This window comes from Nocardioides gansuensis, assembly GCF_003076135.1.
Classification (GTDB): Bacteria; Actinomycetota; Actinomycetes; order Propionibacteriales; family Nocardioidaceae; genus Nocardioides; species Nocardioides gansuensis.
Map to the genome: position 1 here is coordinate 1 of NZ_QDGZ01000019.1, position 13,847 is coordinate 13,847.

A 13,847-nucleotide genomic window follows, 5' to 3' on the forward strand; every position below is an offset into this window, starting at 1 on the left:
TAGCGCAGCATGGCGGTGTAGCCATCGGTGTCGGTGGCGAACCGACCGCCGCCTTGGATGGCCTCGTCGGCCGACATGACCTCGATGGTCGCGGAGCGTTTATGCGGGTCCATCCCGATCACCACGCCGGGTGAGTCTGGTGTCGTGGTGGAGCTCATCGAGTCCTCCGTTGCTCGAACGTGTTGGTGGGTTGTCGAGCCGGGAGGGCAACGCTGCTTCGAGCTGGGCAAACCCCTCTTGAGCCTCTCCTGACTCTGGCGACGCCCCGCCAGCGCAGGCCAAATGAGAGCCACACGACCAGCGTGGGCAACCGAAATGAGAGCGACGAGCCGGGCGCCTGGACCGAGCCTCGCCAGGCACCGGTCCTGGGGTCAATGAAACAAGCAGCCGATGAGCGGGCATCGCCGAAGGAGGTATCGCCGCAGGCTTAGCGACGCAGAGCCCGTACAAGACACGGATCGCCGGCCGAGGCCAGTCCGAAGTCAGACACCACACCTTCGTTGAAAACGAAGTAGTACTCCGCGCGGTCTGATGCCCGAGCAGTCATGAATGACTCCGACCCAACCAGATCCGCAAACGAGTCCAGCACTTTCGAGTGGCGAGTGCCGTGCTTCACGCCGTTGGCGGTGTGCATCTGCCCTTGAGCACGAATGACGGACAACCCCCGTCCCGTCGTGAAGTAGCCGTGCGGACCAGGCTGGGCGTCGCCGTACATGGCGAGGTAGAACCCCGTACACCGTCCGACCGTTTCCCCGATGGCAATACGCCGAGTTGCCAGGGCCTCTGCCTGCGACATCCCTAGGCGGAGTTCCAGGAACCCGTCCGGTCCGAGTTCCTCCCAGTCGCCCCGCAACTCGAGATCGTCCTCGCGGTCCTTCCTGCTCGGCTCTGGAGGATCGGAAGTGACCTCTTCGGACGCGGTGGTGGTTGGCGGACCATCTGCGCCTGCGTCGGCATCGGTGGAGGGATCGGACTCGCTGCAACCTGTGACTATCAACAGCGCGGCTGCCACGAGAACCACGAACCTCAATCTCATGATCAGCCCTCCGCCCTCACCGAGTGTGACGCTTGATGGCACCTTTCGGTTGCGGCAGATCCGCCCTGTCATGCCGCTGTCCGCGCGGTGATGCCGATGAGCGCGCGTCGGCTTGCGAACGCCAATGAGCACGGTCCTCGCCCACTGCAAGACGCATGTATCGCGGGGACAGCGTGAGCTGATCCGCCTGTCGTGCCAGGACGGCGTGATGCCGGCGCGCGGGCTGATCGCCTGGCCGTGCCCCACTACGGCTGCCACCGACCACCCTCTCCATTCGAATGACCCACGGATCGGTCAGGTAGTCCCAAACTGCGGCCGTCCAGCGAGGCGGGCAAGCGTGAGGCGATCCGTGATCCAGGGGGAGTCCGGGGGCTACCCCGATGCGCCCGCGGGCGCCGGTGAAGCACGTTGGTGGCATGTCCGGACCCACCGCGCCGCGCACTCCCTGGTCAGTGCGGGGCCTCGCCCTCGCGGCGGTGGTGGCCACCGCCCTGCTAGTGCCGCCGTACCTGGTCCCCGGCGGCGAGACCCTGGTGTCCCGCGACGACGCGCTGCTCCGGCTGCTGCTGCTAACGCACGTGGCCGGCGCCGGCGCCGCGATCTGCCTGGGCACCCTGCAGCTGGTGCCGCGGATCCGCCGCCGGCGTCGGGTGCACCGCGCCCTCGGGCGGGCGTTCCTGCTCCTCGGCTCGGTCGCTTTCGTGGTGACCGGGCTGCCGCTGGCGCTCACCACGGAGAACGACGTCGCCCGGTACGGACTGTTGGTCCCGGTGCTGCTGTGGCCGGTGTTCGCGGTCGCCGGGTTCGCCGCGATCCGGCGGCGGGACGCGACCGGGCACCGGCGGTGGATGATCCGGCTCTACGCGGTGAGCTTCTTCGCGATCACCGCGCGGATGGTGGTGCCGGTGCTGATGCTGCTGCAGCTCCCGGTGCTGGGCAGCCGGTACGGCGGTGACGTCGAGGCGATGGTCGAGGCCACCGTGCCGATCGGCCAGTGGCTGGGCTGGATCGTGAACCTCACTATCGCCGAACTGGTGATCCGACACGGCGCCGAGCGGCATGGTCGTGTCGCCACCGAGACGGTATCCGGGACCCCCTGACGTTCCGGAAACCGCACGCCCGTGCCGCTGTCGGCGCGTGGCGTCTTATGCCGCACAGCGCGCGCTTGGTTGCGGGCGGCACTACAGATCGCTACAGATCGCGATCGGTTACAACTTGCTTCACTGGCTCAAGAGCGCCGGCTCCGCCGGCGCGAAGCCGCGGCTGCGGGCGGGCTGCCGCCCGTCCTCGCCGCGGCCGACCCGACTCCCACACATGGAGAAGCCCCCGCCCCGACGCCCGAGTGTCCGGACACCGGCCGACGCGTCAAGGCCGCATTCGCGTCGCTACGCGATCGAGCAAGCTCGAGCCTTGACCCGGCGGCCGGCGCCCTGAGTTCGGCGCCTATCGGGGACGGGGGAGGAGCGGCGGCAGTCCGCAAATAGTCCGCACCCCGCAGAGAATCGGCTCGAAACAACCTCTACTCCGCGATGTACGAACCTTCCATTCTGAGCGGGAGATCGTCTCAATCAGTTCGGCTGCGTTCGCACCGTTCCGGCGGCCAGCGCCCTCATAATCCTTGGGTCGTGGGTTCGAGCCCCACCCGCCCTACAACGTCACCGCAGGTCAGCGGCCATGTGCCGCTCCCAGGTCGAACGGCAGCACCTCCGTCTTCTCGGCCTCAGTCCGCAGTCAGCCGGTCGGTACGTCGTAGACCCGGACCCACGCGATCTTCATCCACGACCGCGTGGTCTCCGTGCCGTCGGGGAACCAGTCGAGCTGCACGGTCTGGTGCATCGGCCCGGGGGGCTGGTGCTCGGGATCGGTGTCGCGGAACCACGGGACGCCGTCCAGGTAGCCGACGATGCCGTCAGGGGTCCACTCGACCGCGTAGTTGTGCCACTTCGTGGTGTCGACCTTGCGGGTCTCGCTCTCCTGCGAGTTGTCGCAGGAGTAGTGCAGGAAGAAATGGATCTCGCGCCAGTCGCTCCCGCCCTCGGCGTAGTCGATCTCGCCGTCGCACGGCCAGTCGCCGGAGTCGGGCCACAGCAGGAGCACGGGGTGATACTCGGAGTCGCGTTGGTTGGTCTTCATCCGGACCTCCCAGCGGCCGTACCGCCGGTTGCCGAACCGGGCGGACATGCCCCCGGTGACGCCGCGGCTGTTGCCGACCACCCGGGCCACGTGGCCGTTGACGTGCCACGCGCGCGGCCGGCGCAGTCCGTTGTCGTCGTGCCCGGGGGAGTCGTAGACGCCCCACTTCCTCGATCTGGGGGCGCCGGTGTAGTTGAACTCTTCGCGCGCGACCGGTCGTCCCCACCCGAACTTCTTCGCCGCGCTGGTGCTGCCGGCGGCCGCCACGGCCACGGCCGACCCGGTCGCCGACGTCCCGACGGCTGCGGGGTCGGTGGCCCTGACCGCTCCTACGAGCGAGAGTCCCAGCAGGAGAGCTGCTGCCAGCGCGGCGGTCGGCCGCGTGGCTAGGGCGCGGGCCGTTCGGTGCTTCATCGGAGATCTCCTGTCGAGGGCGTGCTCGGGCACCGCGACGGCGGTCATTGGGAGGCCAGCCACAGTACCCAGGTCGTCACTCTCACGGCCACACCCCTGACTCGGCGGCAGCGGTGCCCTCCTCGGGAAGCGGCTCGCCTCGGCGGTGACCAGCCGCTCGATGCGCAGCACCTCGTCGGCCTCCGCGACCTCCTCAGCGCTCAGCACCGGCAGACCCTCGGCCCGCCCCTCGCCGTCGCGGATCGGGTCTCCGTCCCGGTCAGGAGCGTGCGCCGAGGTGAGCGTTGGCGACCGTACGTATGGCTTCGCGTAGCAGCATGGCGTCGTCGGGTCGTGGATGGGCGATTCGCTGCAGTGCGAACCCGTCGAGCACTGCCACGAGATGTCGGGCCGCCTTGTCGGGTTCGGGGGCGCCGAGTGCTGAGAATGCCGTGGCGGCTGCATGCTCGTAGGCTTCGACGATGCGCCTGACGGGCTCGGCCAGTTCGGGCCGCCGTGTAGTGCCGAGGTAGGCCTCGAACTGCACGAGGATCTGCCGTTCGCGGGGTGCGGTGACAACGTCGAGTAGTCGGTCGACGTACTCCTCCACAGGCTTGTTGCCCTGGGTGAGGGTCGCTGCGTCGGCCACCAGCGACTCGACGGCCTCGAGGATGCTCTCTGCGATCCGCGTGACTGCCGCCCCGATGAGATCATCGAGGGACGCGAAGAAATAGGAAGTCGTCGAGAGGGGGACGCCGGCCGCCTTGGCAATGGCGCGGTGGGTCACCCCTTCCAGGCCGTGCTCCGCGATCACCTCGACGGCGGCATCGAGGACGAGGGCCTTGCGCGTCTCCCCTCGGGGGTAGTGAGAGCGTGGTCTCGTCACGAGGAGGAACGGTAGTCCACGGGAGGAACGACAATTCCGGCCGCCGCGCCCGCGTGCAGGCAGCCGCGCAACCGCAGCTTGACCGCTGCGAGCGTCTCCTCGACGACCTCGATCGCGTCGGTCCTCATACGTCCTTCCTCAACGGGTGGGCGTGGCGTTGGCGAACGCGTCGACGGTGGCGAGGTCATAGGATCCGGCGTCGGTCCCCAGACCTTGGGCGACCTGCGCCGCGGCGGCGCAGCCGAGGCGTGCAGAGTCTGCCAAGGTCCTGCCCTGGGCGCGACCGAGGATGAATCCGGCGGAGAACGCGTCGCCGCATCCCGTGGTGTCCACGACGTCGACCTGGAATGCCGCCACCTCGATGACCTCCTCGGAGGTCACGACCAAGGCGCCCTTCTTGCCCTGCGTGACCGCGACGCAGCCGACACCGGTCTCGAGGAGGGCACGGGCACCGGTGACGAGATCGGTGGTGCCGGTGAAGCCGAGGACCTGCTCGTCGTTGGGAAGGAGGTAATCGGCGTAGGGCATCGCGTCGCCGATCCACTCCAGCATGCCGGGATCGCCGGGCGCGAGGACGTCGATCGACGTCGACAGGCCGGCGTTCCGGGCGTGTTCGAGCAGCTCACCGGCTGCAGTGCCGCCGAGGAACTCCGGTCCGCCCAGGTGCAGGTGGGCACAGCCGGTCAGCGTGGGCAGGTCGATGTCGTCGAGCGTGAAGGAGCCGTTCGCGCCGATACAGTGCCAGGCCGGGCGGTCGCCGTTGGTGCGCACGGGGATCACCGACGCGGAGGTCTGCGCCGCGTCGGTTCGGACAAGGCCGGTGACATCGACGCCTTCACGATCGAGGGTCGCGATCAGGGTGTCCCCGAGAGGATCTGCGCCCACGGCGCCGTAGGAGCGGACGGTGGCGCCCAGCCGGCTCAGGACCACGGCCGTCCCCGCGGCGGTGCCGGCGGGTGAGAGGCGGATGGCCTCCACCAGCTGGCCGTCGGAGCTCTCGGGGATGGACTCGACGCCGATGACGTGAGCGTCGAGGACGTGGACGCCGACGGCGGCGATGGTGAGGTCGCTGACCTGGGTGTGCTCCGTCATGACCGGTTCTCCTGGGGGGTTCCGTAGTTGAGTGCGAAGGCCTGACGGATGACGTCGATCTGCTGAGCCTCGGTCAGTGGTAGCGGATCGGTCACCTGCGCGACGCGCAGCAGCAGCGCGGCGAGCCACTCGACGAGGAGTGCGTTGTCGACCGCCTTCGCGAGGGACGACCCAACGGCAACTGAGCCGTGTCCGGCCATGAGCGCCGCTTGCCGGTCCTCGAGTGCGTCCACGACGGCTTGGGCCAGTTCAGGGGTGCCGAAGGTGGCGTACGGCGCGATCCGGAGCTCGCCGCCGAGCATCATCTGCTGGTAGTGCAGCACCGGGAAGGACGGGAATCGGTTGGTAGCGCACGCGACAGCGGTAGCGCTCGGGGCGTGGGTGTGCACCACGGCTCGCGCGAAACTGCTGCGGTAGACCGCTAGGTGCAGGTCCAGCTCCGACGTCGGCTTGAGTCGTCCGGAGACCACCTCTCCGTCGAGGGTCGTCTCCACGATGTCCTCGGGTTCGCACCGGGCCAGCACGATGCCGCTGGCAGTGACGAAGACCCGGTCGTCGTCGCGGACGGAGACATTGCCGGCCGTCCCGATCAGCAGGCCGTGCTCGGCCAGCTGCCGGGCTGCGTCGGCGACTTCTTGGTGGATGGTGGTCACGAGAGCCGGCGGCCTTCGCCTGGGAGCGGACGCTCGGACCGGAGGAGCTCGTCGAGATTGGCCATGGATCGCGCGAGCTCGGCGGCCAGCGACTTGCTCAGCACGGCGCCGACCAGACGACCCAGGGGGCCAAGGCTGAGGCGGAAGGTGACCTCGTACGTCATCTCCGTGGCTCGCCCGTCGTCGACGCTGACGAACCGGAAGGTGCTGGTCAGGTTCTTCAAGGGTGCGAAGCCCTCGCCGGTGTCGACGCGCAGTGCCTTCGGTTCGACCTGCTGCACGGTCCACGTCGAGATCGTGGTGAGCGGCCCGATGGTGCGGTTGCGCTCTTCGTAGGTCCGGCCGACGACGGCGGCGCCGTGGTGGCGCCGTACCTCGAAGGCTCCGTCCACCCACTCGGCGTAGCGGGCGGTGTTGTCGATGACGGTCCAGACGTCCTCGACCGGGGCGGCGATGGTGCGCTGGACGCTGACGTGGTGCTCGGTCACGGGCTCTCTCCGGTCGTGAATTCGGTGCGTGTCTCGGTGCTCCGGGCTGCGGTCGGGCGGGAGGTAGTGGCGCTGACTGCCGCTGCGGCGTCCTTGCCGGAGCGCACGGCGCCGTCCATGAACCCGTTCCAGTAGTCGGCGTGCTCGGCTCCTGCCCAGTGCACGCTGCCGTGGGGTACGTCGCGCCAGCGGCCGAGCTCGGTGAGGACTCCGGGAGCGAGCACGGACGTCGGACCGCCCCGGGTCCAGGGCTCCAGGGTCCAGTCCTGCTCGAAGTAGTCGACCGGCTCGAGCGCCTGCGGGCCCACGACCTTGGCGAAGCTGCGCAGGACCGCACCGCGGCGCTCGTGTGCGGGCCGCGTGGACCAGTTCTTCCACTCTCGGGCCCCGAGGAAGCCCATGAGGACGCCGGGCTCACCCGGGGGCGGCGAGTTGTCGAACATCGAACAAACCGGGCCGCTCTGGCCGCGGAACACGCCCTGCCCGGACAGACCCTGGTCCCGCCAGAACGGCCGGTCGTAGATCGCCTCGCACTTCATCAGCATGCCGAAGGTCATCCGCGCGAACAGCGCGGCCTGCTGGGCCGGGAGCAGCGGGTCGAAGTCGATCTGGGTGACCAGGTGCGGGGGAGTGGCGACGATGACGTGGTCGGCCTCCCAGGCCTGATCGTCGGTGCTCACCGTGACGCCGCCAGGGGTCTGCGTGATGCGACGCGCCGGCGCGTTCAACGTCACCGCGCCGTCGAGCTCTTCTGCCATGCGCAGGGACAACAGCTGGGAGCCGCCGACGAACCTCGACTCCTGGGCGCCGCCGGCGACGCCCATCAGGCGCGCGAGCGAGCCAGGGTGGTCCTCGTCGCCTGCGCCGGCGACATACCACAGTGTGAACAGCGCGGACGCTTCGGCGGCCGTGGTGCCGTAGGCCGACGCGAGCAGTGCCTCGAGGAGCTCGACGCCACCGCGACCCAGGGAGAGCTTCCGTGCCCAGGACTCAGTGGTGAGCTTGTCCAGCTCCGCCGCGTTCGGGGAGTTCCAGGGCTTGGCCAGGTCGATGGTCCGCGTGAGCCGCTCCAGCCGGGCCATCATCACCCCGATGTCGGGGAGCGCGGCGTAGTCGGGCGGGATGTCACCGCTGTACCGCTTGGCGCGGGCGCCGTGAACGTAGACGGTGTCGCCGGCGTCGTTGGCCGGGAAGGTGGCCACGCCCAGGTCCTTGGCCAACGCCAGCACGTGCTTCTGGGTGGGACCCACGAACTGGCCGCCTGCCTCCACCACCTCTCCGTTGGGCAGGTCGTGGTTCAGGGTTCGTCCCCCGACCCGACCGCGGGCTTCGAGCACCTGGACAGTGGCACCTGCTGCGCGAAGCTCACGGGCTGCCACCAGACCGGCCAGGCCGGCGCCGACGACGACGACGTCAACACGTGTGTTCGTGAGCATCTCAGGCCGTCCCGTCGATCTGGGCGCGGCCCTGCTCGATGGGCAGTCTCTCGAAGGTCTCGGTCACGGTGCGGTTCAACACACGGGCGACGCGGTCGCACGTGGGACGGTTCTGCTGAGACATGGCACTCCCTTGGACTGACGCGGCCGACCGTACCGCGAAGTCCGGACATTTGTCCAAGATTCTCGCCGGCCTCGCTCACCCACCTCCACGTCGAGTATGACTTTGGTCCACCTACGTGCGAGTAGCCCGCGGGGCTGCGCCGTCTGCGGGGTAGGCCCATCCCTTGCACCCCGTAGAGGATGGAGGTGTGCAGCCACAGCAACAGCGCGACGCCAAGACCCTGGTCATCGCGACGGGGCTCGGCCTGTTCGTGCTGGTCGTGGCCCTGGGCTGCGCAGTCCTGTGGCTCGCGACGTCAGTCCTCGACCTGAGCGAGGAGACCGTGTCCACAGGCTTCTGGTTCGTCTCGGCTGTCGCTGCTGCCGCGTGGGTCTGGCTCGTCCGGTCCCAAGGCCGCCGCTGACGCCACCTGCCCGAACCGCTCCAGGCCGTGGCGCATCGGTCCGCGAGCTGCCTCGGTCAGCGCAGGCCCCGGTGCGCCGCCCACAGCTCTCCGGCACGGGTCGCCGCCTCGTCCACCAGGGCCGACAGCTCGGGGCTGTCGGGCACCGGGAAGGAGACGTAGGCACCTCGCCCGCCGGCCGTCGGCCGGCCGTAGGCCTTCACGGCGAGGTGCCCGTCGGGCAAGAGCCGGACGTTGAGCGTGGTCAGCGCGAACTCCTCGCCCCGGCGCGTGTCGTGCCAGCGCAGGGACTCGGGGATCGTGACGTTGATGGCGAGGGCACTCACCTCGAGCTGGCTCATGGCCGCATCGTGGCACTCTTTGCGGCTGGGGACCCGGGTGTCGGGAACCAGCGACAGATCACGGCCGACTGGCCACACGTCCACAGGGCGTTGCACGTCCAATACACGAGCATCGCCAGCGGGACCACCCCGCCGGCGACAACGAGTCCGAGCGCGGACAGCAGCGGCATCAGCTGCTGGGTCCGCGCCACCATCTCGGGCAGGTCGGCCGTCACCAGGTTCGGCGTGACGAGGTGCTTCTGCGTGAAGTAGGTGACCGCGGCGGTCACACAGGCGATCCCGGCCACCACGGCCAGGTGCGTCCATCCGGCGCCGACGTACCCGCGCGCTGCCAGCGGCACCCCCAGCAGGGTGGCGGCACCGAGCGAGGCCACCAGTTCGGTGCTCATCGCGCCGACAGGCGCTCCCGCGGCGGTGTCCGCGAGGAGGCGGTAGAGCGCCAGCCAGATGGGCAGCTGCAGCAGCAGCGGCAGGCAGCCGAGCCGGGAGACGCCGGGTTCGCCGCGATCCGGCGGCGCTCCTCCATGAAGGCCCGCAGGTCGTCCGGGTCCCGGCGGTTGCGGTAGCGGCGGGCGAGCGCGTCGAGCTGGGGCCGCGCCAGCGCCGACGCGTGGCTGTGGCGGACACCGTGGACGACGAGCGGCAGCAGGGCGGTGCGGACGACTGCGACGACGGCAGCGATGACGAGCAGCCAGGTCGTGCCTGCGGCGGCGTCCACACCGAGCGTGGTCGCACCGCTGTGGAGACCGGCCACGAGGGTGGCGAGGGCATGGGACAAGGGGTCGAGAAGGGACATCGGGTGCTCCTGGAGGGAAGGGTGGACGGGTCGCGTGGCTCGCGCCGAGGCGAGCGTCAGGCGAGTCCAGGAGCGCGCGGGCGCAGCGGCGAGCGGACCGGGTCGGTCACCCGGCAGGCCAGGAACGGAGCACTCGTGCTCGAGTCGACCGGCCGCATGCTGGCCACGGTCGCGGCCGTCATGACCCCGTGGCGGCCGAGGAGCCGCACGACACCGGCCGAAAGCACGAGCACCGCCAGCGAGGCGGCGACCGGCGCATCCGCGCCGGCGACGAGGAGGGTCGGCACCAGCAGTGCGAGGAGTACGCCGATCATGCTGGCACCGGCGAGCGACACCCGTGCGCTCAGCTCGTCCAGTCCCCGTTCCACGACTGCGATCGTACGCCGTCGCTAGCCGTCGGCACGGCCGCCGCCGAGGCCGACCTCGTTGCCGTCGGGGTCACGGTAGGTCACCTTGCGCACCCCGTTCTCGTAGGTCTCCGTCTCGACCGGGTCAATTCCGCGCTGCGCGATCCCGTCCACCCGGGCGTCGAGGTCGGCGACGAACATCGTCACGCGGGCGTGCCCCGCGTGCTCGGGCAGCAGCTCGACGTAGACCCACCCGTGCTCGTTGACGTCGAAGACCGCCTCGACGTCGTTGGGGAAGAAGCTCGGTGACGACCCGAGCAGCCTGCCGTACCAGTCGAGCGCGCGCGCCAGGTCCGACACCGGGATGCCCGCGAAGAGGTCGACGATCACCGGTCGACCGTACCCATGTGCGGAGCCATCAGCTCTCGCCGGCGATCAGGTAGCCGTCGTCCTGACGCACCAGCTGCAGGCTGACGTCGTCGGTCGTCCGCGAGCCGTCCTGGTGGACGTAGTCGACCTGATAGCTGACCGTGAGGCCCTCGGGGTCGACCTCGACCTCGCGCGGAGACGCCGACCTGATGTTGCCCCAGAAGGCAGAGTAGTCCTCGAAGTAGCCGCTCGCCGCCTGGAACTCTGGGGTGAGCATGGCGTACGTCGCGCGGGGATCGCTCGTCACCGTCGCGAGGTACGTCGTGATGAAGTCGCGCATGCCCTGCTCGGTCCGGGCCCGGCTCGGGGTCTCAGTCGGGCTGGGGCTCTCAGTCGGGCTGGGGGTCTCAGTCGGGGAAGAGGGCGACGACTGCGTGCTGCGCTGGGTGCCGGAAGGCTGGGCTTCGGGGTCGGGCTCGACGGTCCGTCCCTGCCACCACGCCCACCCGAGCCCCGCGGCGAGCAGCAGCGTCGCCACGAGCAGGAGCGCGGGCAGCAGGGAGCCACGGCGCCCGGAGGTGGGCGGCGGCGGGCTGGGAGATTCGGTCGGCTGCGGCTCTGTCGGGGCGGCCGCGGGGACGGGGCGCATGGTCTCCGTCGCCGCTCCGGCCACCGAAGCCGCAGAGCGGTCCGGCCCTGCTCCGGGGGAGAGTGGCAGGGTCGGCGTAGTCGGGTCGTTGGCCACCTCGGCCAGGGCATCGCGCACCCGCAGCATCGGCCAACGGGCGTCCACCTGGCGCTCCATGGTCGCCTCGAGCACCAGGCCGAGCCGGCCGGCGCCTGCCAGCCGCGGCGGCTCCTCGTTCACGATCTGGTAGAGCCCGCCGATGAGGTTCTCGCTGACGTCGTACGGCGGTCGGCCGGCGAGGGCATGGAAGAGCGTCGCGCCCAGCGACCAGACGTCCGCGGCTGCCTCTGCCAGGTGGCCCGACGCCACCTCGGGTGCGATGTAGGCCGGCGATCCCGTGACCATCCCCGTCTGGGTGAGCGTCGCGTCCGCCTGGGCCCGCGCGATGCCGAAGTCGGCGAGCTTCGCATGGCCGTCGGCGCCGATCAGGATGTTGGAGGGCTTGACGTCGCGATGCACGATGCCTGCCGAGTGCGCTGCGGCCAACGCGTCGGCGGCCTGCCACAGCACCTGCGCGGCCTCCCGCTGGCCGAGCGGCCCGGTGCGCTTGATGCGGTCGGCCAGCGTCTCGCCCGCGACGTACTCCATGACGAGCCAGTGGTGTCCCTCGTGCTCCACGAGGTCGAAGACGGCGACCACGTGCGGGTGGTTGATCTGGGCAGCGAGCCTGGCCTCGCGCTCGACCCGCGCCAGGTCGGGGCTGTCGGCACCGGGGACCATCCCGATCCGCTTGACCGCCACCTCGCGGTCCAGCACCTCGTCACGGGCGAGGTGGACCGCGCCCATCCCGCCGTGGCCGATCTCGCGCAGAAGGGTGTACCTGCCTGCGATCACGTTGTGGCCTTCCGTCGACTCCAGCCGCAAATCCTAGGTGCCTACTGATCATGGCAGGCTAGGGTCCGCGGCGCGCACCGGCGCGACCCTGACGGAAAGGCTTTGCCCGTGTCGACCCCGAACGTCCTCGACGAGCTCCAGTGGCGTGGTCTCATCGCCCACGCCACGGACCTCGACGCCCTCCGCTCACACCTGGGCCAGGGGAGCGTTCGGTTCTATGTCGGCTTCGACCCGACGGCGCCGAGCCTGCACATGGGGCACCTGGTCCAGATCCTCACCGCCCGGCGCCTGCAGCAGGCGGGGCACACGCCCTACGCGCTGGTCGGTGGCGCCACCGGCATGATCGGCGACCCCAAGGAGACGGGCGAGCGCACGCTCAACTCCCTCGACACCGTCAAGGACTGGGTGGAGAAGGTGCGTGGCCAGATCGAGCCGTTCCTCTCCTTCGAGGGCGCCAACGCCGCGACGATGGTGAACAACTACGACTGGACGGCGAGCCTCTCGGTCATCGACTTCCTGCGTGACATCGGCAAGCACTTCCCGGTCAACCGGATGCTCGCCCGCGACGTGGTGAGGAGCCGTCTCGAGGCCGGCATCAGCTACACCGAGTTCAGCTACGTGCTCCTCCAGTCGCTGGACTTCCTCAACCTGCACCGCGACCACGGCGTCACGCTCCAGTTCGGTGGCAGCGACCAGTGGGGCAACCTCACGGCCGGCGTCGACCTGATCAGGCGCGCGGACGGGGAGCGGGCGCACGCCATCGCGACCCCCCTCATGACCAGGTCCGACGGCACCAAGTACGGCAAGACCGAGGGCGGAGCCCTCTGGCTCGACCCCGAGATGCTCTCGCCCTACGCCTTCCACCAGTTCTGGCTCAACGTCGAGGACGAGAAGGTCGGGGAGCTGCTACGCGTCTTCACGTTCCTCCGGCGCGGGGAGATCGCTGACCTCGAGCGTCTCACCGCCGAGGAGCCCTGGAAGCGCGCCGGGCAGAAGGCCCTCGCCGACGAGGTCACGACTCTGGTCCACGGGGCGGACGAGACCGAGCAGGCGAAGGCTGCGGCCGCCGCACTGTTCGGCGGGGGAGACCTCCACGCCCTCAGTACGACGACGCTGGCCGCCGCTCTTCGGGAGGCGGGCGCAGCCTCGGTGAGCCGGGAGGCGCTGCCGTCGATCGTCGACCTGTTCGTGGAGGCCGGGCTCGCCAAGAGCAAGGGAGAAGCCCGCCGCACGGTCTCCGAGGGTGGTGCCTACCTCAACAACGTGCGCGTCGAGGACCCCGACCACGTGCCCACCACCGATGACCTGGTCGGCGGATCCTGGCTCGTCCTGCGCCGCGGGAAGAAGCACTTCGCGGGCGTGGAAGCGCGCTGACCTGCGCAAACGCGCGTGTGCGCGCCGTCACAACGTGGCGATTTGCGTGCCAGTACGCCGCGGCCTAATGTTCTTCCTCGTCGCCAGGGCGCGGCGGGGAGCAAGGCCGGTCGGCCGGGCTCCCGGCCCCGAGGCGGCCACCCCCTCAGTCCACTTCCTTCGGGAAACTCAGTTGTGCGCGCAACAGCGGCCGGCGGAGTTCTTCGAATTGTTTGTGGCGTGCGCGGGTGGGGAAACAAAAACTCTCGATTTGCGTCGAGACGAAGATTCCCGCTAAGTTTCACCACAAGCCCCGCAGCGGAAGGCCGCACAAGCCTGAAGCACGGTGTGCGTCTGATTCTTGAGAACTCAACAGTGCGTTTTGATAGTCGACGGATTAGTTTGTTTTGCCCCGTTGATTGCTTGCCCTTTTTTGGGTGGGTGGTTGATGGTTTCTTTGATTGAGTGACATGAT

At 69.6% G+C, this 13,847-nt stretch carries 18 protein-coding genes; 3 read left to right on the top strand and 15 right to left on the bottom strand.

The features are described from left to right. Positions 1-427: 427 nt before the first annotated feature. Positions 428-1,108 (bottom strand): hypothetical protein, encoded by a 681-nt coding sequence (locus DDE18_RS22285; RefSeq protein WP_133241316.1) that lies wholly within the window; start codon positions 1,106-1,108, stop codon positions 428-430. Between the two features lie 344 nt (positions 1,109-1,452). Between DDE18_RS22285 and DDE18_RS22290 the strand changes: the two genes are divergently transcribed. Next, on the top strand, positions 1,453-2,136 hold the full coding sequence (locus tag DDE18_RS22290; RefSeq protein WP_165821327.1) for a DUF2306 domain-containing protein: 684 nt from the start codon (positions 1,453-1,455) through the stop codon (positions 2,134-2,136). 631 nt (positions 2,137-2,767) lie between these two features. Here the strand turns inward: DDE18_RS22290 and DDE18_RS22295 are convergent. Genes DDE18_RS22295 through DDE18_RS24160 form a run of 8 tightly spaced genes read right to left on the bottom strand, consistent with a single transcriptional unit; the run spans position 2,768 to position 8,241 of the window. Beyond that, positions 2,768-3,790 carry a glycoside hydrolase family 16 protein gene (locus tag DDE18_RS22295; RefSeq protein WP_211754714.1) on the bottom strand — a complete coding sequence of 341 codons (1,023 nt, stop codon included), beginning with the start codon at positions 3,788-3,790 and terminating at the stop codon, positions 2,768-2,770. Between the two features lie 52 nt (positions 3,791-3,842). Further along, positions 3,843-4,448: a TetR/AcrR family transcriptional regulator gene (locus DDE18_RS22300; protein WP_116574630.1), complete on the bottom strand. Its 606-nt coding sequence runs from the start codon at positions 4,446-4,448 to the stop codon at positions 3,843-3,845. Next, on the bottom strand, positions 4,445-4,576 hold the full coding sequence (locus tag DDE18_RS24155) for a hypothetical protein (RefSeq protein ID WP_281258433.1): 132 nt from the start codon (positions 4,574-4,576) through the stop codon (positions 4,445-4,447). Before DDE18_RS24155 ends, DDE18_RS22300 begins: the two co-directional genes overlap by 4 nt. Before the next feature lie 10 nt (positions 4,577-4,586). After that, positions 4,587-5,540: a carbohydrate kinase family protein gene (locus tag DDE18_RS22305; RefSeq protein WP_116574631.1), complete on the bottom strand. Its 954-nt coding sequence runs from the start codon at positions 5,538-5,540 to the stop codon at positions 4,587-4,589. Further along, entirely contained in the window at positions 5,537-6,193 is a 657-nt protein-coding gene (locus tag DDE18_RS22310; RefSeq protein WP_116574632.1) for a class II aldolase/adducin family protein, read from the bottom strand. The genes DDE18_RS22305 and DDE18_RS22310 overlap by 4 nt, the downstream gene beginning before the upstream one ends. Then, the gene (locus DDE18_RS22315) at positions 6,190-6,681 is read right to left on the bottom strand and encodes a type II toxin-antitoxin system RatA family toxin (RefSeq protein WP_116574633.1); all 492 of its coding nucleotides are present in this window, start codon (positions 6,679-6,681) and stop codon (positions 6,190-6,192) included. Before DDE18_RS22315 ends, DDE18_RS22310 begins: the two co-directional genes overlap by 4 nt. Further along, complete coding sequence (locus DDE18_RS22320; RefSeq protein WP_116574634.1) at positions 6,678-8,117, bottom strand: flavin monoamine oxidase family protein; 1,440 nt, start codon at positions 8,115-8,117, stop codon at positions 6,678-6,680. Before DDE18_RS22320 ends, DDE18_RS22315 begins: the two co-directional genes overlap by 4 nt. A gap of 1 nt (position 8,118) precedes the next feature. Continuing rightward, on the bottom strand, positions 8,119-8,241 hold the full coding sequence (locus tag DDE18_RS24160) for a hypothetical protein (RefSeq protein WP_281258434.1): 123 nt from the start codon (positions 8,239-8,241) through the stop codon (positions 8,119-8,121). 187 nt (positions 8,242-8,428) lie between these two features. On the opposite strand from DDE18_RS24160, the gene DDE18_RS22325 reads away from it, so the two are divergent. Continuing rightward, on the top strand, positions 8,429-8,644 hold the full coding sequence (locus tag DDE18_RS22325; protein ID WP_116574635.1) for a hypothetical protein: 216 nt from the start codon (positions 8,429-8,431) through the stop codon (positions 8,642-8,644). 56 nt (positions 8,645-8,700) lie between these two features. On the opposite strand, the gene DDE18_RS22330 is transcribed toward DDE18_RS22325, so the two are convergent. Genes DDE18_RS22330 through DDE18_RS22350 form a run of 6 tightly spaced genes read right to left on the bottom strand, consistent with a single transcriptional unit; the run spans position 8,701 to position 12,019 of the window. Then, a complete protein-coding gene (locus tag DDE18_RS22330) occupies positions 8,701-8,985 on the bottom strand; it encodes a hypothetical protein (protein ID WP_116574636.1) in 285 nt (94 codons plus the stop codon). Then, on the bottom strand, positions 8,982-9,458 hold the full coding sequence (locus tag DDE18_RS23900) for a YidC/Oxa1 family membrane protein insertase (protein WP_342748983.1): 477 nt from the start codon (positions 9,456-9,458) through the stop codon (positions 8,982-8,984). Before DDE18_RS23900 ends, DDE18_RS22330 begins: the two co-directional genes overlap by 4 nt. Beyond that, entirely contained in the window at positions 9,371-9,781 is a 411-nt protein-coding gene (locus tag DDE18_RS23905; protein WP_245916946.1) for a YidC/Oxa1 family membrane protein insertase, read from the bottom strand. The genes DDE18_RS23900 and DDE18_RS23905 overlap by 88 nt, the downstream gene beginning before the upstream one ends. A 56-nt stretch (positions 9,782-9,837) precedes the next feature. Next, positions 9,838-10,149 (bottom strand): hypothetical protein, encoded by a 312-nt coding sequence (locus DDE18_RS22340; protein WP_116574638.1) that lies wholly within the window; start codon positions 10,147-10,149, stop codon positions 9,838-9,840. Positions 10,150-10,170: 21 nt separating this feature from the next. Further along, positions 10,171-10,518, bottom strand: a complete 348-nt coding sequence (locus tag DDE18_RS22345; protein ID WP_116574639.1) for a VOC family protein — start codon at positions 10,516-10,518, stop codon at positions 10,171-10,173. A 28-nt stretch (positions 10,519-10,546) separates the two neighbouring features. Then, positions 10,547-12,019 carry a serine/threonine-protein kinase gene (locus tag DDE18_RS22350; RefSeq protein WP_133241318.1) on the bottom strand — a complete coding sequence of 491 codons (1,473 nt, stop codon included), beginning with the start codon at positions 12,017-12,019 and terminating at the stop codon, positions 10,547-10,549. A 108-nt stretch (positions 12,020-12,127) separates the two neighbouring features. Here DDE18_RS22350 and tyrS point away from each other — a divergent pair, with 108 nt between their 5' ends. Next, the gene (gene tyrS, locus DDE18_RS22355) at positions 12,128-13,393 is read left to right on the top strand and encodes a tyrosine--tRNA ligase (RefSeq protein ID WP_116574641.1); all 1,266 of its coding nucleotides are present in this window, start codon (positions 12,128-12,130) and stop codon (positions 13,391-13,393) included. Positions 13,394-13,847 lie beyond the last annotated feature (454 nt).

Coding starts and splice junctions, on each gene's coding strand:
- DDE18_RS22285 (WP_133241316.1), bottom strand. CDS start 1,108: ATGACAGGGCGGATCTGCCGCAACCGAAAGGTGCCATCAAGCGTCACA.
- DDE18_RS22290 (WP_165821327.1), top strand. CDS start 1,453: ATGTCCGGACCCACCGCGCCGCGCACTCCCTGGTCAGTGCGGGGCCTC.
- DDE18_RS24155 (WP_281258433.1), bottom strand. CDS start 4,576: ATGAGGACCGACGCGATCGAGGTCGTCGAGGAGACGCTCGCAGCGGTC.
- DDE18_RS22305 (WP_116574631.1), bottom strand. CDS start 5,540: ATGACGGAGCACACCCAGGTCAGCGACCTCACCATCGCCGCCGTCGGC.
- DDE18_RS22320 (WP_116574634.1), bottom strand. CDS start 8,117: ATGCTCACGAACACACGTGTTGACGTCGTCGTCGTCGGCGCCGGCCTG.
- DDE18_RS24160 (WP_281258434.1), bottom strand. CDS start 8,241: ATGTCTCAGCAGAACCGTCCCACGTGCGACCGCGTCGCCCGTGTGTTG.
- DDE18_RS22330 (WP_116574636.1), bottom strand. CDS start 8,985: ATGAGCCAGCTCGAGGTGAGTGCCCTCGCCATCAACGTCACGATCCCC.
- DDE18_RS23905 (WP_245916946.1), bottom strand. CDS start 9,781: ATGTCCCTTCTCGACCCCTTGTCCCATGCCCTCGCCACCCTCGTGGCC.